Raw genomic sequence first — 21,924 nt, 5'->3', positions numbered from 1 at the left:
TAATACTCAAAGGCGCTGTTACCAGTTTGCTGCGCATGGATTATTTCTTCACGCCCAAAGGCGGTGACCATCACAACCATCGGAACCTGATCAATTCCCGCCCGATTTTTGATTTCCCTCGCTGCATTTAATCCATCCATACCAGGCATCCGATAATCCATCAACACAGCGTGAATAGTTTGTTTTTTTTCCATACACTGAGTAAATTGCATCAACGCCTCATCCCCTGAGCTCGCTTTAAAAACAGTTGCACCAAACTGTTCGACAGAACGAGCTAAGACTTCCAGAGCAGCTTCATTGTCATCAACAATAAGTACGTTGATATCAGAACTAAAAGAATAGTGTGTTGTATCTTCAAGTGTGGCATTGACCTCGATGGGCAGGCTCAAATCAAACCAAAAGCAACTACCGTTTCCTACTTGGCTTTTTAGTTGTAACTCCCCGCCCATTAAGTGGATCATCTGTTTACTGATCACTAAACCAAGTCCGCTGCCGCCATACTTTCGAGCGGTAGAGGCTTCTGCCTGGGTAAAACCATCAAATATCCGTTGCTGCTGCTCACGACTAATACCTATGCCGGTATCTGTGACACTGACTCTCATCTGACAGATATTGTTTTGGATCGTTAGCTGCTGTATTTGCACCACAACTTCACCGACTTCAGTAAACTTAATGGCATTGCCAGCTAAATTGATCAGAATTTGTTGTAGCCGCAGTCTATCACCACGAAGCACATCAGGAAGGGCCATATCGATGTCAAACAAGAGCTCGATATTTTTTTTGCCGAGATTCGGTGACAGAACGACAGCTAATTCACGCATCAATTCATCCAGCTGAAATGGATGGCATTCGAGTTCTAATTTGCCTGCTTCAATCTTTGAATAATCAAGAATGTCATTGATCAAGTTCAGCAAAGACTTGGCTGCAATCTGCGCTTTACTGGTGTAGTCATCTTGTTGTCTTGATAATTCTGTGGTTTTAATCAGCTGCAACATACCTAGAACCGCATTCATTGGGGTTCTGATTTCGTGGCTCATATTAGCAAGAAACTCTGATTTTGATTTGTTGGCCGCTTCTGCTTGTTGTTTCGCCTCTTCGATTTGTCTTCTGGTTTCTTTTTCTTTGGTGATATTGGTATGCGTACCTACTACTCTGATTGCTTCTCCTTTTTCATTTCGCTCGACAACTTTTGCTTTGTTCAGTATCCACAAATAGTCGCCTGCTTTGTTTTTAAATCGGTATTCGTGGCTAAATGTGTCACCATTTTCAGGCGTCTGAGTGACTTTATTAATTGCCGCAAAAACCCACTCAGCATCATCCGGGTGCAATCTATCAGACCATTCACTGGCTAAGGAGGCAAGCTCGCACACCTCATAACCCAGCATTTCTATCCATGCTTTAGAAAAAACGGTAATGCCATTAGCAGGCGTCCAATCCCAAATACCATCACCTGACGCGTCCAAAGCATAATTTAAACGTTTGATTAACGCTTCTTTTTCCAGTTCAAGTATCTTTTTCTCCGAGATATCTTGCGTAACCCCCCTTAAACCAATGATATTCTTATTTTCATCAAATACAGCCTCTCCACGCACCCACATCCATCCGTGGCCTCCATCTTTGCGAATGGTTGTAAGTTCTAATTCGTAAGGAATGCCTTGCTCTTTGGTAATGGCTACAGCAGACGTTATAATCTGCCAGCTTTCTGGAGTGAACAGCTTCATCTGCTCAGTATAAGGGGGCGGCGGAAGTGCAGGGTCAAAGCCATACATGTTGTAAAGTTCTTCTGTCCAGACTACCTTATTGGTTTTCAAATCCAGCTCCCAGCTACCTACTTTGGAAACGTGCTGGGCGTTTCGAAGTTGGTCAGTCTTCATCTGGAGCAGTAATTCGTTGTTTTTAATTTCTGTAATGTCTTGATGAGCCCCTAGCATTCTCAGCGGTTTGCCATGCTTATCTCTGATCGCCAAGCCACGGCACCTAATCCAGACAGTTGAGCCGTTTTTGTGAGTGTACCTTACTGTCTGATCGTAAGGATGATCCGGGTTTTCGCAATGCTTGATAAAGTTTTCTGTGGCAAGTTTTAAATCCTCAGGGTAGATAATATCTTTCCAAGCCGATGCTTTGTGTGGCATCTCTCGGTAGTTGTACCCTAAAACAGACCAGAATTTAGGGTTCATCCATTCTTCTTCGGGCCGCTCCAAATCCCAATACCACAAACCATCCAGAGAAGACTCTTGAATAAAATCAAAAATTGACTCATCGGTTTTGATAAGTTCGTAGAGTTCTTCTTTCAGATAATTGGTATTTTTCATTTGGACCTATATTGTTTTAATTCTATAAAACGGTATCTGCTATGAGTAAATAGCTGCCATATAATGAATTCAGGTTTAGGTTGCATAAATATCTGGTTTGAATCACCAACTGCCTTTGAGTATATAAAGGATGTGCTCCTATTCTGTTACTCGCCTTCGAGATCAATGAACACTCGATTCCTGCCGCCGCGCTTGGCGTTGTAGAGTATTTGGTCGGAGGCGTTCATCATCATATCCGCATCTGCATAGCCTGATGAACTGCAGGCAATACCAGCAGAGAATGTGCAGGAGAAGGATTGCTGCCCTGCACTGAAATGAATATCCCTAAAAGAACCTAAAATAGATTCTATAAGCAACTTAGCGTCTTTAGCTCTGCATTTAGGCAACACTACCATAAACTCCTCACCGCCATAACGCCCAGCTTTGTCACTACGCCGAAGCCTCTTTCTAAGTAAGGTTGCAATAGTCCCTATTACAACATCACCAATAGCATGGCCATAAGAGTCATTCACATTCTTAAAATGGTCCAAATCAATCATCGCTATGCAAAAGTGCTCACCAGAACGCTGCATCCTGTCAAACTCGATCAAGACAGCATCTTTTATACTGCCGTGTTTAATCAAACCTGTTAGGCTATCCCGCTCGATTAATGACTTAATATCCCTGTTTCTTGCAAGCCTTAACTTGACGGCAGTAACTAAGTGTTCATTTGAGATTGGTTTAGTAATAAAATCATCAGCACCGTAAGATAAAGCCTGTAACTGCAATTGAATATCACGCTCAGCAGATAAAAATGCAATATGAAGGCTACTTAAAGACTCGTACTGCCTGATGACACCTGAAATTTCAGCGCCAGAAAACTCCGGCATATGCATATCAAGTAATAGAACATCTGGCTTAAAAGACAGTAACTCCGGTATGACTACTCTTGAGTCCCGGATCACCTGAACTTCGATACCTGCAGATTCAAGCACCCAGCTGTAATGCTCAGCTAATAAAAGGTCGTCATCAAGAATACTCACTTTCTTATCTGAAAATGTACTGTCATCAAATAGGCGGGTAATTCTTTGCATCATACTGGGGATATCCAGAGGCGAGACAAAATATCCATGAGTCTTATGTCTGACCGCGTTGATCCGTAAATTAAAACTGTCTGTGGCAGAATAAACCATGAGCCAGCGTTTATGTTCGCTCATAATGTCGATCAGTTCTTTTTGGTCAAACAAAAGCTGGTCAGCCAACACTGCTTCAGAAAACAATAAGGCTGGCGTTTGGATCCTCAGCGCTTCAATACATTCAGCAAAAGTTGAAAAAATTTTGACTGGGTAACCAAAGGCGCTTAACTGAGCACATAGTTCATCGCGCAAAGCCGAAGGGTTGAGCACTAACCATACGTCTTGTGCCATCTCAAATGCTGGCAAAAGATTCGATGAGAAGTCTCTGGGTCCAGTCAGGACCTGTTCAACCTCGTTAACAAAAAGTCTCAACGAATCAATCAAATTTTTTAGCTTGTCCCCCTGTAGTTTCTCTGAAGCATCAACACTCAAAGCTATGGTTTCAATGTGACGGGCCAGTATGCCCAGATGATTCAACTGAAAAGTACCACAGGAGCCCGCTAACTGATGAGCTTCATTAATAAGTTCTGGGAACGTAGTGAGAATGCCTGATTCCAACTGCTGAGATATATCAGCAAATAGTTCTGCCTTTAAACGTAATTTAGACAAAAACCTCGTTTGCAGTTTTTCCATTGCTTGTTGAAGTTGTTGGGGCGATTTATTAGTTGACAAATTCTTTACTCCTTCGAACTTGTAGTATCAGGCTAGACTATCAATCCCTTAATGGGAAGCTGATGTAAAATCTTGCGCCACAACCAGACTCGGACTCAAAACCTATAGAGCCATGCATAGCTTCGACTATTTCCTTGCAAAGCGCTAACCCCAAACCTGTACCACCTTTCATCTTGGCACTGCTGGCGTCAGCTTGAGAAAAACGCTGGAAAATTTTGTGTTTAAAGTCTTCAGAAATACCGGGGCCGCTATCTTGCACAGAAATTTCTACTTCATCAGCAATGCGTTTGGCAGACAATACAACCTCGCCCCCTAAAGGCGAAAATTTCACAGCGTTTGAAAGTAAATTGGTTAATACCTGCATCAACCTGTGTTCATCAATAGAGATCACAATGTCCTTTGCATTTGTACCAAGTGTTAATAGCAAACGAATATTTTGCTGTGCAGCATAAGGTTGATGATTATCCAGAGCTTTTTGCAGAACTGGCCATAGCTCTATTAGCTTCATATCGAACAACATTTTTCCAGCCACCAATTTTTCAATATCCAATAAGTCATTAATCAAGCGACTTAACTGCTGACAGTTGCTACTTGCAATTCCCAATAACTTCTCGGCTTTTGGTGGAAGTTGCACTAAGTTAGAGGCGGTCAGTAAATTTAAAGCGCCATGGATAGAAGTCAGAGGTGTACGAAGTTCATGACTTACCGTAGAGATAAACTCGTCTTTTATTTGTTGTAACTTCATACGCTCTGTGATGTCTTGCACTGAACCTATCAATGTCAAATCAGGGTCTTTTTCCTCAGGAAGCAGTTGAGCCAGCTCATGTACCCAACGGACTTCGCCATCTGGGCGCACAATTCGATGTACCACGTTATGAATGCCTGTTTCTTTTGCCCGTTGTTCACTTTGTTCGACCTTAGCCACATCATCAGGATGCAAGGTACTTTTAAACAATGTAACGCTGGGGATCGTTTCTTTAGGATCAAAGCCAAATATTTGATAAATAATCGGAGACCACCACAGCGACCCGCTTTTAAGCGATGCCTGCCAATAACCAATTTTTGCTTGTTCGCTGGCAAGCTCAAGGCACTGCTGGGTAAACCGCAATTGCTTATTCAGCGCTTCAAGCTCAAGATAGTATTCTTTCGACTGAGTTATATCCTGAATATAACCGTGCCATAAAGTACTGCCGTCCAACTGTAGTTCTGGCATTGCTCTGCCAGATAGCCACATCAGTGAATCATCTTTTTTGAATACCCGATATTCATGTTGCCAGAGGGTCATACCAAGACGTGAATCTTCGATACTTTTTGCTACGGCAGGTAAATCGTCCGGATATATCTTAGCGAAAGCCTGCGATGCATCGTGAATGACATCTTCGGCTTTTAGTCCGTAGATGTATTCAATAGCGGCGCTGGCGTAAGGGAACGCCGAACGGCCATCAGGCCATAATTGAAATTGATAGACAACACCCGGCAATTGCTGGGTTAGCTTTACTAACTGTTCCTGAAGCTTATTTTCTTTACTGACATCAAGAATAAAGCCGTCGAGGAATAGTGCCTTACCTGCTTCATCATACTCAGCTGCGCCTCTTTCCTCGACCCAGCGAACTGAACCATCAGCATGTAAGATGCGGTAATTAAGTACCCAACTTTTTTTGTTGTTCAGAGCTTTTGCAACGCTATCTTCCAGCCATTCTCTGTCATCCGGGTGGATCACACTGGCATAACTACGCACAGCATTGCTAATAAAGTCAGAGGCCGGATAGCCGGAGAGCGGATCGATGTGAGAACTCATAAACAACATAGTCCAGCTTTCATCGGCTCTGCATCGGTAAGTAATGCCTGGTATATTGGAGACTAAGGTCTGAAACTGATCTCTGCTTTGTACTAAGGCGAGCTCACTATTTTTTTGTTCAGTGATATCCGCATGAGTGCCGTACATCATCAGTGGTTTACCATCTGCAGTCCATGAAATGACCCGACCTCTGTCATGCACCCATACATAATGACCGTCTTTGTGTTTCATCCGGCACTTAAAATCATAAAATGCAGTGTCCCCGTCAAAATGAGCCTGCAGCTGTTGGCCGGATCCAGGTAAATCATCAGGGTGTGCCAGATTTAGCCAGGTATTGATAGACACAGGTTCCAGTTCAGCCAGCTCATATCCAATGATTTCAGCCCAGCGCTGGTTAAACAGGGTTTCTCCTGTCTGCACATTCCATTGCCAGGTGCCTATCCTTGTTCCTTCTAACACTGAGCGGTACATTAACTCGCTTGCAACCAACTGCTGATGTGCTTCTTCCTGAAGCCTGTCCTGAATTTCCTGCTCTACTACTTTGGCGAACTCCGCCGCAATCTCTCTTTCTTGGTCTGAAAAGTGGCGGGGGCGGCTATCAATGAAACAAAGTGTTCCTATGGGCTGACCATGTCTTAACAGAGGCACTCCCGCATAAAACCGAATGAAAGGAGCTCCTAAAACCAAAGGATTATCCGCAAAACGAACATCGGCCAGGGTATCTGGAACTTCGAAAATACCGTCAGCTAAAATTGCATGGCCACAAAATGAAATATCCCTTGTCGTTTCACAGGCATCCAGGCCTTGTTTAGATTTAAACCATTGACGCTCTGCATCAACCAGAGAAATAAGGACGATTTCTGTACCTAAGGTCATTTGTGCCAGGCGGGTGAGTCGATCGAAACGAGGCTCTGACTCAGTGTCGAGCAACCCTGTTAATTTCAGCGCCAACAGTCTTTCTGGCTCTGTGTGTGGCAACGCTGGTATTTGCATGAACGACTCCGGTTTTAATAGTTATGCAAACGCATAGAAGCGTTGATAAATAGCGTCCAGTTGTTCGCCAAGCTGATTAGCTTCAAATACGTGCATAATCTTTTCTAATTGCATAGCCCCGCCTGTATATTCTTATCTACTGTGGCTTATCTGTTCACTGTCATGACGTTTCGTTTGTCATCATTTGCTTAATCTATTCAACTCAAGCAGAGCCAGATCGAAATTTAACTGTTCTATCGTGTCAAAAAGGTCTTTTGTCATACTGAGTAATTGCTCGTGACCAACAAGCTTTTCTTTTAGCTGCTGAGACAAAGTTAATGCTTCCAGATTAGCAGCCTGCAAATAGGGCCTGAGTGTCTCGAGCATTTGTACTAAGTCATCTTTATTGTATGCAGGGGATAAAACAGCTTCAGAAGTTTGAGCCTCTTTTTTTGCAAGTAGCTGATGAATATCAGATAACTCATGCTGTGCAATAAAGTCTAAGCGCTCTGGAAGTCCGGAATAAAGAGTGCTAAGTTCGAATTCTTCTGAGTTAAAATATTGTTTAAGCTGAGTTTCAAGCTGGCAAATTACCTGATATACAGTTGCAAGACCTATAGTGCCTGACGTTCCCTTGATGGCATGCAGGATAGCCAGAACTTCGTGGTGATCGTTTTGTTTTATCTTCTCCTGCAGACTTACCAGCTGGCTGGTAAAGTTTGCTTCGAATACATGGATTAACCGTCTGAAGAATGCCTCTTTCCCTCCAAAAGGCTTAAGCAACACTTCAAGATTTTTTCTTTCAAAATGAATTTCTTGCAATTCAGGCAGAGCAAGGTTAATCGTTTCGGATGAAGCCTTCAGACTTGCGTTCTCAACATCATTGCTAACTGCCACCTCACCAGAAAGCCTTGCTGAGTGAGCCGGTTGCTCCGTTGACTCATAGCTTAAAAGGGAAAGATGAGTATCTTTATCAAGGTTCTTGTTGGTAAATAATAAAATAGTTTCAATGACTTTATCTAAATCAAAAGGTTTGGCTAAATGCCCGTTCATTCCAGCCTTAATGCAGTCTTCCTGATCAGATGTATAAACATTCGCTGTCATAGCGATAATAGGCAGTGATGCAAAGCGCTTATCAGCGCGGATTTGACGTGTGGCCTCTAAGCCATCAACGACAGGCATCTGAACATCCATCAATACCAGATCGTAACTGGTATTCCCTTTAATAATCGCATCAATACCTTCCTGCCCACCGACGGCCATATCTACCACTGCGCCTTCATGTTCCAGCAGCTCAGAAGCCACTACACGATTAAATTCATTGTCTTCCACCAGTAATAAACGCAGGCCGCGCAAAGGTGATGTGCTTTGCTCTGGCCTCACTCGCGCGGAAGGTTTTAGTATATCTCCAGAGATGGAGCCCTCAATAAGCGCGCCAACTAGCTGTGGTGTGACTGGCTTCGTTAGATAAGCAGCATAAGGAAGCACTTCAGTAGTTTGTGCTTTCATAATTTCGTCACGGCCAAAGGCACTGACCATAATCACCACAGGCAAATTGCTTGCATCGGATTTTGCTTTGATACACTGTGCCACTTCCAGGCCATTCATGCCTGGCATGCGATAATCCATCAGCACCACATGCAATGTTTGATTGGTTGCAAAACAATGCTCAACACAGGCCAACGCCTCTTCACCTGAACGCGCGAGCATGACACTTGCACCGAGTTGCTCTACTGTTTTTTGCAGTATCTCTAATGCCGTTGCGTTGTCATCCACAATCAACACCCTGGTGTCGGAACTGATAGTAATGAGGCGCTGCGCCTCCACTTCAGTGGCAACATTAAACTCAAGGTCGAACCAAAAACAACTGCCTTTGCCTGGTTCGCTTTGCAACTGCAACTCTCCCCCCATCAACTCAACAATACGCTTGCTGATCACCAGCCCAAGGCCTGTGCCGCCATACTGACGGGTTGTTGAGGCTTCGGCTTGAGTAAATCCTTCAAAAATACGCTGCTGCTGAGACGGGCTAATACCAATACCAGTGTCACGAACACTAAAACGGATCCGTGCTTTTTTGTCTTGTAATTGCAACAGCGTTAATTGAAGAACCACTTCACCCTCAGTTGTAAACTTAATCGCATTACTGGACAGGTTTATCAACACTTGCTGCAATCTTAGGCTGTCGCCTTCGACAGCAGTTGGTAAAGCACTATCAATATCAAACAGCAACTCAATATTTTTTTTGCCTAAACTGGGGGACAACACCACATCAAGTTCTCTAAGCAGTGCTTCGGTGTTAAATGGTTGTTGCTCCAGTTCGAGTTTACCTGCCTCAATCTTGGAGTAATCAAGAATATCGTTAATTAAATTCAGCAACGACCTGGCTGCGATCTGCGCTTTACTGGTGTAGTCGTGCTGCTGAGTCGAGAGTTCCGTTGATTTGATCAGCTGCAACATTCCAAGGACCGCATTCATCGGTGTTCGGATTTCATGACTCATATTGGCTAAAAACATCGACTTGGCGCTATTTGCCGCATCAGCTAAATATTTAGACTCTCGCAGTTGAAGCTCAAGTTCACGCTCCGCGGTGATATCACGATTAATACCCACCACCCGGATGGCGGCACCTTGAGAATCTCGCTGAACATAAGCACCGCCTTGAATATAGCGAACCTTGCCGCTTGGTAACTGTAAACGAAAAATTGGATTGTAATCCCTTGTGCCAGCGACCGCATCCTGCAATAGGGATGCTGTGGCGTCGCGATCATCAGGATGCACTCTGGATTCCCAATGAGAGTAATTCAGACCATTGTGATTTAATGCGGAAGGCTGCTCGTAAAATTCGAACATTTTGTCATTCCATACCAGGGAATTGTCTGCTATTCGCCATTCCCAAATACCTAATTCTGCAACTTTGTAAGCTAAGGTCAACTGTTCAGTCTGACTGCTTAGCTGTTGTTGTGTGGATATCAGCTGGTTTTGTTTTTGTTTTTGCAGGGTAATATCTGTAGCAATAAAGAGATAACCAACCAGCTGATGCTTATCATCACGCATTACAGTGATGACCAGATTGACATCTATCTTTAGGCCCTCTTTGTGCAGATAACACCATTCCCTGAAACCCTCATTGTGCTCTGAAAGCTCAATGAGGCTCTGAAAATCAGGTGAAGATAAAAGCGGATGCTTTTCATCAACAGCACCAAGACGACGAGCAAGCTCTTCTGCAGAATGGAACAGCAAAGGCGTTGCTTGTCCCATGATTTCATCCGCACTGTAGCCTAATAAAAGCTCAGCGCCCCGATTAAATAACTGGATCGTCCCCTGCATATCTGTGGCCATGATGGCAAAGTCGGATGCTGAAGCAAGTACATTTTTGAATAATAGATTGAGACTGGCGATCTCCGCCGTTCGTTGAGCTACCTTGGCTTCTAAACTCGTATTTAATTCGCGAACTTCAGCTTCAGCTAATTTTTGCGCAGAAATATCCCTTACGGTTTTTGATGCTGCTACAACCTTGTCGTTTTCAGCATAAATAGGCGATAAAGTGACAGAAACATCAATCAGTGAGCCGCTTTTTGTTTTATGCACAGTGTGATAATTGGTGATTGATTGACCTTGCGCCACGCGCTGCAGTCTGGCTGACAATTCGTTGGCCAGCAACGGCTGAGCGATCAAACTTTGTAGCTCTGTGTTTATAGCTTCTTCACTGGTGTAACCAAAGAGTGATTCGGCACCTTTGTTCCAACTTAAAACTCTGCCATCCAGAGTGCAAGAAATAATACCGTCCGCTGAGCTCTCCACTAATGAAACCAGCTTGGCTTGTTGCGCAAACAATCGTTCTCTATTTCTTCGATTAGTCTCAACTAAGCCAGCAAGCAGTGCAAGTAGCAAAGAAGCCATGGCGCCAAACAAGCCGAGTTGAACAGGCGATTGTAAATGCATGCTGTGAATAAATGCAGGTTGAGCCGCCATATTAAAGCGCCAGCTGCGCCCATAGATAGTTTGTACGGCGTTTAAAGGGTACAAGCCCGTTGCATCCACAGCATTATTAAAAAAACGAACCGGAGTTTCTGTTTCAGTCACATCATCCAGGCTAAGTATAAATTTATTGGCATCTACTCTGACATGAGCTAATACCTCGGTCATGATCAGGGGCGCATAACTCCAGCCAAAAGCTTGTTTTTCCCTCTCTGCAGCTGTCTCTGGTGTTTTCACGCTCCGATACAGAGGCATCAGTATTAAAAATGATTGTGCAGGTAAACCTGACGCCTGCACCAGAGTAATGGGACCGGTTAATCTGACTTCACCACTCAGCATGGCCGATTTTGCGGCAGCATATCTATTATGCTCTGAGGCGATGTCCAAACCCACTGCGGCTTTGTTTCGTTCAACAGGCTCAATGTACTGAATTACATAGCGCTCTTTTGAGTTCGGCGATAATTCCCTGATACTAAACTCAGGCCAGCCGTCTGCACGCGCATTTGCTAAAAACTGTGGCGTCTCACTGACAGGCACTCTACGGATAAAACCAAAACCGCGAGCCCCGGGGAATTCCAGATCAACATCACGAGTTAGACTATAGCGGTAAAATAGTGCCCGACTGATGCCATGCTCACCTGCGGTTAATACTGAACCTCTGGCACCGCGTAAACCATACTGGTATAGCTTTACTTTGGTTAAGATGTCCTCTGAGACGAGATCAAGCGCCCCTTGCATCGCCTGATTAATACGCAGCATATTGTTGCTCTGGGTTTGGTATCCCAGTAACACACTAAGCGTGATGCCTACCAGAAAGACCAGCAAAGACCATCGGTACTTCAATAAAGCTTCAGCCTGCTTATTCAATGCCTATTCCTTGTATTTATCAGCAGATAGCGCAGCAACACACTGGAAGTAATGGAAAAAGTACTGCTGTATGGCTGGCCTGTTGCTTATCGAATATAGTCGCAAATTGCCTGAAACGACATTCAAAAAGTAACGGGCTAACTATTATTAAAACAAATCCTTGCTATGAGCTTACCATCCGTTAATAGCTGTACTGCCTTCATAAATCCTATGAAGGAGCGCCACACATCTTTCTTGTTCTGTAAACGGCAACGCTGGTATTTGCATGAACGACTCCAGTGTTAATAGTTATTAAGACACACTGAAACTTTGATAAATGGCTTCGAGTTGATCGCCTAGCTGAGTCGCTTCAAAAGGTTTTTCTATCACAGCAGCAGCGCCAGCATCTATATATTGTTGTTTTTCAGCTTGCTGGATACGTGCAGTCATAAACACGACAGGAACCTTAGCATAGCCGTGCAGTTTTCTGAGCTCAATCAAGGTTTGAAGGCCATCCATCCCAGGCATCATCGCATCCAACAACACCAAGTCTGGTTCAAAATGCAAAGCTTGGGCAAGAGCATCAAATCCACTTTCGCAGCTGACCAAAGTCAAGCCAGATAAATCCACCAATGCCATTTCGACAATCATTCGAATTGATTCATCATCTTCGACATGTAAAACTTTTTCTAATTGCATAAGGTCTCCACTTCAAGGATGTACAGCGTTTAGCATCTGCGCTATATGTTGGACTAATGCCGAAGGCTGTACTTTGGTTTTGCCAAACACAGCTGTCGCCTGATTTCGTTGATTCACACTAATATCCTGAGCTGAGAAAATAATCACAGGAACTTTTCCATGCAATAGCTCCAGATCCGGAAACAGCTGCCAGCCCTCGCCATCAGGTAATCCTATATCCAATAACACCAGATCATACTGATTTGTTCTGAGCTTTAGTCGTGCTTCTGCGAGGCTGGCTGCATGATGGTAATGATAGATGGGTTCCAGTTGCATTTTCAAAATAGATACAATGTCTTCATCATCTTCAACATGAAGAATACGTGAAGCCGAACCCGATGAGTTACCCTGGGATAGTAAGTACTCTATTTTCTGGCTCAGTACTTCTGAATTAACAGGCTTCTCCAACCAATCTACCGTATTTGCTATCGCATTAAGTGCCAACTTTCCCTGATGGATATAAGCAGAAATGACCAGAACGGGTAAGTGCGCATAGTCTGAGGAGTCTCGTAATCGTAGAAAAAAGTCACTGCCACTTTCACCATTTAAGTTCAGATCCAAAGTAATAAGATCATAGGTGCGTTGTTGTAATAATAACCAGGCTTGCTCCAGTGTATGGGCAACATCTGCAGTGTAGCCATTCGCAGCAAGTAATTCCTGAATGGTAAAAGCAGTATCCGCATCATCTTCAACGACCAGAATTTTTTTGGTAAGAATAGGTTGTTCTGCCTTATCTACCAGAGGTAATTCAATCCAAAATGTACTGCCGGCACCATATTCGGAGTCGACGCCTATCTGTCCGTTGCTTTGCGATATGATATCCCGGCTAATGGCAAGTCCAAGTCCTGAGCCTGCGGTCTCTCTGTTATTAACATTATCTAATTGAGAGAAACGCTGGAAAAGCCTTGAAATTTGCTCTGCAGTCAGGCCACGCCCCTGATCAGCAACGGCAATACGTAACAGGTGTGGTTTTAACACACTATAGACAGAGACAATGGATCCTTGGGGAGAAAACTTGGCAGCGTTAGAAATCAGATTTGCTAACACCTGCTGTATCCTTGCAGGGTCTACATGCAGAAGAACATCATCTGTCTGACCTAACTTCAGTTCTACTTTATGTTGCTGGGCAAAAGGCTGGTTATGCTCTATTGCACTTTGTAGCAACAGTGCACTGCTGACAAACTCTGTATGAAAAGCGAGTTTGCCTTGCGAAAGCTTTTCCATATCAAGTAGGTCATTGACTAATGCAATCAATCTCTTGTTATTTTTAACCGCTATGCCTAAAAGCTTTTCGGCTTTTGCAGGTAATTCACCTGCGGCACCACTGAGGAGTAAATCCAATGAACCATTGATCGAAGTCAACGGAGTTCGCAACTCATGGCTAACAGTCGATATAAAATCCTGCTTTAAGCGATCCAATTTTAAGGTTTCTGTCAAATCAGTAATGGTAGACCAAATCATTTCTTCACCCGACGGGCTGACAAATTTAACGCCGCGAAGCTCTATATCAACAAGATGGCCGTTCTTATGACGGTATTGTTTACGATACGGGCCATATCGACCTGTTTCATTAAGCAGGCGCAATTGTTCTTGTTCCTGGGCTGCAAAAGTTTCAGGTGTTAAATCAAAGTAACTGAGTTGCTGAAGCTCTTCAAAATTGTATCCTGTTAGTTTTTCCAGAGCCGGATTAATTTCCAGATAGACTCCGTCAGATAGTCTATTGAGTGCAATAGAGTCGGGAGATAAATCAAACAGAGCCCGTAGTTTTTTCTCTGACCACAACAGCTCTTTTTGTCTTTGCTCGGTGAACCGTGCAGTACTTTTTTGCAGTTTAGTACTGATCGTATACACAGATGCCAGCCCCATCAAAAGTGCAATAAGCCAGATTATATTTAGAATCCAATCATCACGTGATTTTTCATGCTGCATTGACGTGATATCTAACCAATTTACCAATACAACACCTGCTTCAGAGCCGGATTGTTTAAATTCAGGCCACGGCATCAACGTTAAAAGGAAAGTCCTGCCGTCTTGTTGAACGGATAAAAATGCAGAGCTGTTGACCCTTTCCGGGATATGCTGAAGAAGCGCTGTTTCTTGTAAGGCGCTATCTTCAGTACTCCAGAACAGCGTGCTGCCTGCACTGAATTTAGCTCGCTGGTCATCAGTCATAACCTCAAGTAAGGTTTTATTGATAACAAATGCTATACCAGAATTTTGAGAGCTTTTATCTGGTAGAGAGCTTTGCTTTAAACTTAAAGCGCCTGATAAGCCGTAACCAACCTCGATGGCTGCGATCACTTTATTATTTTGGCTCACAGGTACAACAGCTCTTAAGCCCAAACCGTTACGACCAATCTCCAATCCGCTAAAAGCTTGTCCTGTTTTCAATACTTCAACGACCAAAGGCCGAACATCAGCCAACACATCACTATGAAACTCTGGTTTGTGTGCTCGGTATAAAGTAAATGCCTGAGGCGCCAAATGAAAGTGCAGTTGCTTAGCTCCATACTGTTGAAGGTATTGCCAATAGGGAGAAACTATCTGATGCAGTTGTTCTCTGATAGGACGTAACTCTTGCTCAGGCGCAGAATTCTGATAAGAACTGGAGGCCTGAACCAATAACTCTGTAACCAACCGATTTTTCTCTATCAGCTGCGCCGTCATTAATGCCTGTTGCATTAATTCTGCTTTAGTTTTTTCCAGAGTATTGAGTTCTTCAGCATATATATGATCATATCGGCTTTGATACTGAGTATTGCGCAGCGCATTAGTGACGAATGCCGCACTGATAATTACTGATGCAAATAGAGAACATATTAAGTAAGTCCAGAACTTGGGTGTGCGGTTTGTAAATGACTCCATGGTCGATCTCGCTCCTTAAATTGCTCACCTGCGGCAAAGTCTCTACAGACAATGAACTTATTTAATGCACAATAGCTTTGTTTAAAGCTTTAGTGCAAGCATTGACTTAATCTCTTCTAAGTCAATGACATCTACCACTTCAACCTATATTTATGTGATGAAGTCTTAGCCTAAAATCAAAAAAAACGATATATTTGATAATAGCTTAATCAATTAAGCCAAATAGTGAGAGAAAAGATTGGCTCAGTTCATTAAACTGACAAGTCAGCTTAGATTGAACAGAGCCATATTTCAGCGAAATCCGGAGTTTTGTATGACTATTTTGCGCCGTAATAACGTTCAGATCATCGGAGATATGAACAAGCCTGTACTCATTTACGCACACGGATTTGGCTGCAGTCAAACGATGTGGGAGGCAATTACACCCGCTTTTAGGGAAAACACCTGCCAGATAGTGTTTGATTTTGTTGGTAGCGGTCAGTCAGAAATTAATAACTATAGTTTTAAACGCTATTCCACGCTTCATGGTTATGCTCAGGACCTTCTCGAAATATGCGATGCGTTAAAACTTGAACGTGATGTCATTTTCATTGGGCATTCTGTCAGTTGTAGCATAGGAATTCTGGCCGCCAACGCAAAACCAGGGCTCTTTCATAAAATGATTCTGCTTGGGCCATCTCCTTGTTTTATAAACATGCCTCCGGATTATCATGGGGGTTTTGACAAAGCAGATCTTGACGGTCTGCTTGAATTGATGGATCAGAATTACTTAGGCTGGGCGAGTTATTTGGGCCCTATAGTGGCTGGGGCGGAAAACGATCCAAAAGTATCAGGCCAGCTCTCCGATAGTTTTTGTTCCACCGACCCGGTGATCACCCGGCACTTTGCACAAGCCACTTTTTTTGCGGACAATAGAGCGGATTTTGCCAAACTATCTGTCCCGAGTCTTATTTTGCAGCATCAGCGCGATCTGCTCGCTCCTCTGGAGGTTGGTCGTTATGTCCAGCAACAGATTAAAGATAGTCGCTTACAAGTCTTGGATGTATCGGGTCACGCTGCTCATATGAGTCATCCGCATTTAGTGATTGATGCAATCAATCAGTACCTCAAGACGGAGTTAAACTCTTGAGTGGGTCACCTGAGCTGGATGCTTTGCCATGCTCTGTGGTGGTGACAGACCTGCATGGAGCGATTTTATTTATTAACCAATATGCGTTAGCTACTTTTTCTATTTCAGATCAGACTCGCCATCTACAAATTGAGCAACTTTTTCCACCTGCAGCCACTATCTTTCTCCAAACACATTTATGGCCTTTGTTACGAAAAAATGGAGCTGTGAGCGAACTGTATCTGAAAATTAAGCGAGAGCCATTAGCACCTTTGCCGGTATTACTTAACGTCCAAGAGGGTACTTTTGAGCAACAATCCTGTTATCGCTGGGTTATTCTTCCGGCGGAGCAAAGGGCAAGCTTTGAACAAGAGTTAATCCATACCAGACAGCAGATGCAGCTCCTTATAAAAGAAACTGAAGCTAACAAATATATGCTTCAAACCGTGCTTGATGGCGCCCAGGACGTTGCTATTTTAGCTATATCAAAACATGGCGACATTTGTTTTGCCAATTCTGGAGCTGAGATCTTATTTGCACAACCGGTTTCAGATTTAGTGAATAAATCAGTGTTGAATTTTTTTAGTCAGGATCTGGCTTCTGACCAGAGCATTCATGAAGTACTTCGCACTGACTCTGATTCTTCACAATGCACTTTATTGCCCGCGACATTCGAAACTCAGTTGCTCAGAGATACTGGCGAAAACATTGATGTTCAGCTGCAAATCAGACAACTTAATTCATCCCTTGTCTTGGGTAACATGCAGTTTATTTTGCTAATCAGCGATATCAGCAAGCGAAAGAACTATGAAAAACTGCAGAACGACTTTATTGCGACAATCAGTCATGAACTGAGGACACCACTGACTTCTATTCTGGGGAGTCTGCATTTATTAAGCTCAGGTAAGTTGGGTGACATTCCTGAAAAAGCGAAAAAACTGATAGGCATAACGGTCAACAACGCGAACAGGCTAAAAAGCCTGGTCACTGAGGTATTGGACTTTTCAAAACTAAAAACAAACAAGCTGTCAGTTAACATGCAATCTTTATTATTACAGCCCTTACTTGAAGAGGCGATTGCAGAAAATCAACTTTATCTGCCAGACAAACGGATCTCCCTGAAGTTGAGTATCCCGAAACAGCCAATTAAGGTCTTGGTCGATCAATTGCGTTTTATGCAAGTCATCTCAAATTTGTTATCTAACGCCATTAAGTTCTCTGCGCCCAACACTATAGTAAGGGTGGATGTAAAACATGAAGATAAAGTCGTTATCATATCCATAGAGGATCAGGGCCCAGGTATTAAAACAGAATTTTTACCTTATTTATTCACTCAATTTAGTCAACAAGACGGTGCAACAAATCGAGCTTTTGAAGGCTCAGGACTAGGATTGGCGATCAGCAAGGGCCTGGTCGAATCAATGCGAGGAAATATCGGCTATAGAGCTCGCGAAACTGGCGGAGCAGTGTTTTGGTTTAGTCTGCTTACCGCTCAATAGAAAGTTCAATTATAGTTTCATGTCTTTGTATTATTTCGAAAAACATAAGTTCTGTCCGCTTTTATAAGTGACAACTTCCTGTTTATCCAATGATAGTTCTGGTAGGAGCTATAACAACTTCAGAGTAGCATTTTTCAAATGCTTCTGCGTTGTGGCGTTCGAGTATAGCTGAAGATCACTCGGTAGCGATTGAAGTGTTTAATGTCATTCTCAACGGTTCTGATGTATTCAGAAAACTCCATGGACAGTAGTACTTCAAGGGGTACAGCAGGAAACAATATCTGTGTGATTAGAACGAGTTAAGGGTACAAAAAAGGGCGCCCATTAGTGGCGCCTCTACAGTACTAATTGAACAAATACCAGTTAAGCAGCAGCCTTAGCCGATTGAATATACTGATCCACTAACTGCTCCAGCACGTCCAATGGCACTGCGCCGTTTTTCAGTACTACGTCGTGGAATTGGCGGATGTCGAATTTATCGCCCAGTGCTGTTTTGGCTTTTTCGCGCAGTTCCAGCATTTTCAGCATACCTACAGTGTAAGCAGTTGCCTGGCCTGGCATTACGATGTAACGCTCTATGGCGTTGACGGCTTCTCCTTTGGAGTTTGGTGTGGTGTCTACCAAATATTGAATGGCCTGTTCGCGGGTCCATTTTTTATTGTGTAAACCTGTGTCGACCACCAAACGGCAGGCGCGCCATAGTTCCATGGCTAAACGGCCAAAGTCGGAGTAGGGGTCCTGATACATGCCAATCTCTTTTGGCAGGAACTCAGTGTATAAACCCCAGCCTTCGATATAAGCGGTGTAACCACCAAACTTACGGAACTTAGGCACATTGTCCAGCTCCTGGGCTATCGCAATTTGCATATGATGGCCCGGAATACCTTCATGGTAAGCCAAAGCCTCCATCTGATACTTTGGCATACCACTCATACGGTACAGGTTGGCGTAATAAATACCTGGGCGGCTGCCATCCATAGAAGGTTGCTCGTAAAAGGCTTTACCCGCAGATTGCTCACGGAAAGGTTCTACCGCTTTTACCACCATATCGGCTTTAGGTTTAACGATAAAGAGCTCGTCTAAACGCGATTTCATGGTATCGATAAGACGGGTGGCTTCGGCTAAATACTCTGCTTTGCCTTCGGCTGTGTCCGGGTAATAAAACTGCGGATCGTCACGCATAAAGGCAAAAAACTGCTGTAAGTCGCCTTTAAAGCCGACTTTTTTCATAATGCCTTTCATTTCTTCGTGAATACGGGCGACTTCAGACAAACCCAGCTGATGGATTTTTTCTGCGCTGTAATCTGTGGTCGTAATGCGGGCTAAGCGGTTGGCGTAAAACTCATCGCCGTCTTTAAAGCGCCATACACCATCTTCAGTACCGGCTTTTTCTTCTAAAGTGGTCAGCAACTTGATCAGGTTTTCATAAGCTGGTTTTACGCTGCCCACTAAAGCCAGTTCAGCTTCTTTGAGCAGTAAATCTTTTTCAGCCTGTTCCAGCTTCAGTTCTTGTACTTTGCCACGGAAATCTGCCAATAAAGTGCTGTCGTTGCCACCGTCAAAAGGTGCGCCGCTGATGATGTTACGGCTGGCACCAATCACATGACCAAACACAAACTTGGGTGGTAAAACGCCAATATCTGCGCGGGCCTGCAGTTGTTGTTCCAGTTGTTTGAAATAGGTGGTTACGCCTTTTAAGCGGCCAATATAGGCCTTGGCATCAGCTTCATCGCTGATGCTGTGCTGGTTAATCAGCAAGGAAGGCACATTAGAGTGGGTTCCATACATCTGATTGACTGGGTAGCTGTACAAGTCCCACTTGGCGTCATCTAAACGGGCCTGCAAACGCGCTGTTAAAAGCTTCACGCTCAATTGACGGCCAGTGTCGAGGCTTTGCATATTCAAGGCTTGCACCTGCGCCAGTTGCTCTTTGGCTTGTTCCAGCTCTTTTTGCGTGTGAGCTTCAGATAAATCATCCCACTGATCGTAATTGGTTTTTAAACCTAAAGCTGTTTGTGTTTCCGGGCTGTTATCGACAGACTGCTGGAAAATCTTCTCGAACAGGGCGTCGGCTTTTTGGTTTTCAGTCAGAACCACAGTAGCTTCAATGATTTTGCTTTGATCGATAGGAGTAGAGGCCGGTTTACAGCCTGCCACTGTTGCTAAGCTGACGGCAAGCGCCAGTGCTGAATATCGTAAATACATAAATGGACCTTTGTTATATGAATGGTTAGTCGATAAATAAGGACAGCAAATCATTCAAATACCTAGCGCCTTTTGGGCTGATTTGCCAGTGTAATTCTGTACTGTTAATTAACCCCAGTTGCTCTGCTTTGGCAAGCGCATCTTCTACAGATGTGACGGGCAAGCCGGTATAAGCGCTGAAATCCTGTTTGGGGCAAGCTTCGAGCAAACGAAAGCGGTTCATAAAAAATTCAAAAGCTCTGTCTTCAGGCGCTACTTCAGTGCTTTCATCCAGATAACCTTTGCTGATATCCATATAACCTTTGGGGTGTTTAATTTTCACAGGCCGGATAATTTTGCCAGTCTCTGGCACAGTGATTTTGCCATGAGCGCCACAACCTATGCCTAAGTAGTCGCCATAACGCCAGTAGTTCAGGTTATGTCTGCATTGCAGGCCTGGCTGACTATAGGCTGAGATTTCGTACTGAGTGTAGCCATATTGTTGTAACAGCATATGGCCTTGCTCCTGAATATCCCACAAGGCTTCGTCTTCAGGTAGCACAGGAGGGCGCGACGCAAAAGCGGTATTAGGTTCTATCGTCAACTGATACCAGGATAAATGCGGTGGTTTCAGGTCTATAGCTTGTTGTAAGTCGGCCAAAGCACCTGCAACATCCTGATCCGGCAACCCATGCATTAAATCCAGATTAAAACTTTGTAGTGGTAAGGTGGCCGCCAGTTGGGCTGCTTTAATGGCTTCATCGCAATCGTGAATACGGCCCAGAGCTTTCAGTTGTTCGGTTTGAAAACTTTGCACACCAATAGAAAAACGGGTGACGCCAGCGGCCACATAAGCGGCAAAACGAGCTGCTTCCACAGTGCCTGGGTTGGCTTCCATAGTGATTTCGCAGTCGTCTGTTAACTGTAGCTCTTTGCGTACCCCATCTAAAATAGCCTGAATGCCTTCGCCACTAAAAGTGCTGGGTGTACCGCCGCCAATAAAAATGGAGCTGATAGCGCGGCCTTGCACATAACTTAAATCCTGGCGTAAATCGGCCAATAAATGGCTGATATATTCCTGCTCTGGTATGCCTTGTTTGACGGCATGAGAGTTAAAGTCGCAATAAGGGCACTTTTGAATGCACCAGGGAATATGGATATAAAGCGCTAGCGGCGGCAGTTGCAGCTGTGTGGTTGATGCCAGACTCATCAGGCGTGTTCGCCTTTCAGCAAAGACACCAATAAGCGTAAGGCTTTGCCTCTGTGACTCAGTTGTTTTTTCTGATCTGAGCTTAGTTCAGCCGCAGTGCACTGAGTTGACGCTGCGCTTTGGGCATCATTCGGAATAAATATCGGGTCGTAACCAAAACCACCTGAACCAGCAGCTTCAAAGGCAATCTGACCATGCCAGATGCCATGCGCGATCACAGGCACAGGATCGTCGGCATGACGCACAAAAGCCAATACACAATGAAACTGAGCGGCGCGTTGGCCTTGTGGTACAGCCTGTAAATCGACCAGCAGCTTTTGCAGGTTTTTTAAATCATTGCCATGCTCACCCGCATAACGGGCCGAATAAATACCGGGTGCGCCACCTAAAGCATCTACAGCTAAACCTGAGTCGTCGGCAATAGCGGGCAGGCCAGTTAAACGGCTGGCATGACGGGCTTTAATCAGCGCGTTTTCAATAAAACTTAAACCATCTTCAATAGCGTCAGGCACCTGAAAATCGGACTGCGGCAACACCTGCCAGTCAAAAGGTGCAAGCAAGGCAGACAACTCGGCTAATTTACCTTTATTACCGGTGGCTAAAACAAGTTTATGCATAAGGAAACCT

At 44.1% G+C, this 21,924-nt stretch carries 11 protein-coding genes; 2 read left to right on the top strand and 9 right to left on the bottom strand.

What is annotated here, in order from left to right; genetic code table 11:
- The 6 genes from RHEIN_RS05195 to RHEIN_RS20320 all read right to left on the bottom strand — a co-directional run.
- Positions 1 to 2,312: PAS domain-containing protein (locus RHEIN_RS05195; RefSeq protein WP_008897921.1), on the bottom strand; the 2,312-nt coding region annotated here is incomplete at its 3' end.
- 146 nt (positions 2,313 to 2,458) lie between these two features.
- Complete coding sequence (locus tag RHEIN_RS05190; protein ID WP_008897920.1) at positions 2,459 to 4,099, bottom strand: diguanylate cyclase; 1,641 nt, start codon at positions 4,097 to 4,099, stop codon at positions 2,459 to 2,461.
- A gap of 40 nt (positions 4,100 to 4,139) precedes the next feature.
- Entirely contained in the window at positions 4,140 to 6,890 is a 2,751-nt protein-coding gene (locus RHEIN_RS05185) for a PAS domain-containing protein (protein ID WP_008897919.1), read from the bottom strand.
- A gap of 180 nt (positions 6,891 to 7,070) precedes the next feature.
- Complete coding sequence (locus RHEIN_RS05180; RefSeq protein ID WP_008897917.1) at positions 7,071 to 11,714, bottom strand: CHASE domain-containing protein; 4,644 nt, start codon at positions 11,712 to 11,714, stop codon at positions 7,071 to 7,073.
- A 291-nt stretch (positions 11,715 to 12,005) separates the two neighbouring features.
- Entirely contained in the window at positions 12,006 to 12,392 is a 387-nt protein-coding gene (locus RHEIN_RS05175; protein ID WP_008897916.1) for a response regulator, read from the bottom strand.
- A gap of 12 nt (positions 12,393 to 12,404) precedes the next feature.
- On the bottom strand, positions 12,405 to 15,098 hold the full coding sequence (locus tag RHEIN_RS20320; protein WP_237704339.1) for a response regulator: 2,694 nt from the start codon (positions 15,096 to 15,098) through the stop codon (positions 12,405 to 12,407).
- A gap of 511 nt (positions 15,099 to 15,609) precedes the next feature.
- On the opposite strand from RHEIN_RS20320, the gene RHEIN_RS05165 reads away from it, so the two are divergent.
- Complete coding sequence (locus RHEIN_RS05165) at positions 15,610 to 16,425, top strand: alpha/beta fold hydrolase (RefSeq protein ID WP_008897914.1); 816 nt, start codon at positions 15,610 to 15,612, stop codon at positions 16,423 to 16,425.
- On the top strand, positions 16,422 to 17,903 hold the full coding sequence (locus RHEIN_RS20315) for a PAS domain-containing sensor histidine kinase (RefSeq protein ID WP_008897913.1): 1,482 nt from the start codon (positions 16,422 to 16,424) through the stop codon (positions 17,901 to 17,903). Before RHEIN_RS05165 ends, RHEIN_RS20315 begins: the two co-directional genes overlap by 4 nt.
- 363 nt (positions 17,904 to 18,266) lie before the next feature.
- Here RHEIN_RS20315 and RHEIN_RS05155 read toward each other — a convergent pair whose 3' ends face one another.
- The 3 genes from RHEIN_RS05155 to rdgB are packed head-to-tail and all read right to left on the bottom strand — an operon-like array spanning position 18,267 to position 21,914.
- The gene (locus RHEIN_RS05155; RefSeq protein WP_008897912.1) at positions 18,267 to 20,108 is read right to left on the bottom strand and encodes a DUF885 domain-containing protein; all 1,842 of its coding nucleotides are present in this window, start codon (positions 20,106 to 20,108) and stop codon (positions 18,267 to 18,269) included.
- A gap of 25 nt (positions 20,109 to 20,133) precedes the next feature.
- Positions 20,134 to 21,297, bottom strand: a complete 1,164-nt coding sequence (gene hemW, locus RHEIN_RS05150; RefSeq protein ID WP_008897911.1) for a radical SAM family heme chaperone HemW — start codon at positions 21,295 to 21,297, stop codon at positions 20,134 to 20,136.
- Positions 21,297 to 21,914, bottom strand: a complete 618-nt coding sequence (gene rdgB, locus RHEIN_RS05145; protein ID WP_008897910.1) for an RdgB/HAM1 family non-canonical purine NTP pyrophosphatase — start codon at positions 21,912 to 21,914, stop codon at positions 21,297 to 21,299. The genes hemW and rdgB overlap by 1 nt, the downstream gene beginning before the upstream one ends.
- Positions 21,915 to 21,924: the final 10 nt, after the last annotated feature.

Source organism: Rheinheimera sp. A13L (genome assembly GCF_000217935.1).
Lineage (GTDB): Bacteria > Pseudomonadota > Gammaproteobacteria > Enterobacterales > Alteromonadaceae > Pararheinheimera.
Note: the sequence above shows the minus strand (reverse complement) of the source record. Positions and strands in the feature narration are given on the sequence as shown.